Source organism: Sphaerisporangium sp. TRM90804 (assembly GCF_029846175.1).
Taxonomy (GTDB): Bacteria; Actinomycetota; Actinomycetes; order Streptosporangiales; family Streptosporangiaceae; genus Sphaerisporangium.
On the sequence record NZ_JARWAC010000072.1, the window covers coordinates 1 to 844 of the forward strand.

1 protein-coding gene is annotated in these 844 nt (G+C 70.1%); it reads right to left on the reverse strand.

Annotated elements, in window-relative coordinates:
• Nucleotides 1-708, reverse strand: a 708-nt coding sequence (locus PYR91_RS36295; RefSeq protein ID WP_279787552.1) for a hypothetical protein, incomplete at its 3' end; no start/stop codon positions are given.
• Nucleotides 709-844: the final 136 nt, after the last annotated feature.

The following is an 844-nucleotide window of genomic DNA, read 5'->3' on the forward strand; positions in this document are numbered from 1 at the left end:
CCGCCCGCTGGCCCCGTCGATCGCGGTGTAGGTCAGCCGCCCGTCGGGCATCACCCCGTACACCGACGCCGTCCCCTTCGGCCCGCTGACGTACGGCAGGATGGTGTTGACGATGATCTGCGCGTCGCCGGCCTGCACCTGGTAGCGGTCAGGGTAGGCCGACACCTGCACGGCCTGGGCCACCTCGCCGACCGGCGCGGTCCGCCAGCTGTTGTTCGGGTAGAGCCTGACCATCTTGTCGAGGAAGGCGTTGGTGGCCCACGTCGGGCTGAGGCGCTGGGCCCGGGTCCCCCACGAGGCGCGCTGCTGGAACAGGCCCAGGCTGTCGTGGTCGACCTCCTCGCTGATGTTCTGGATGCTCGTCTCCACGATGACCGTGGCCATGGCGATCACCGCCGCTCGCGAGTCCAGCCCGCGGTCCTTCACCGCCTTGGTCACCATGCGGGCGCAGGAGACGCGGTAGGCGGACATGTAGCCGCGCATCTTCGCCTTGAGGGTGCCGTTGAGCTGGTTGGCCAGCGTCGTGTCGGTCGAGGTGGTGCCGCTGGGGTCGCACGCGGCGAGCTGGTAGGCGGCGCTGACGTCAGCCGCCGTGGTGGGGCGCGGCTCCGGGGCGGCCATCGCGGGGTGCGCCGTGGCCGACAGGCCGAAGATGGTGACGACCGCCACGGCCGTGAGGCCGGTACGGGACACGAGTGTTCTGAACATGGGAGAGCCCTTCACACAGATTCGGCCGCTACCGGCCGGTACATGGGTTTCGGCGGGTTGTCAGCGGACGGTGTTGGGCTGGGCGGACAGGAGGGTTTGGGTCCAGCCGGTGGTGTCGACGGCGGTTTGGCCGGTG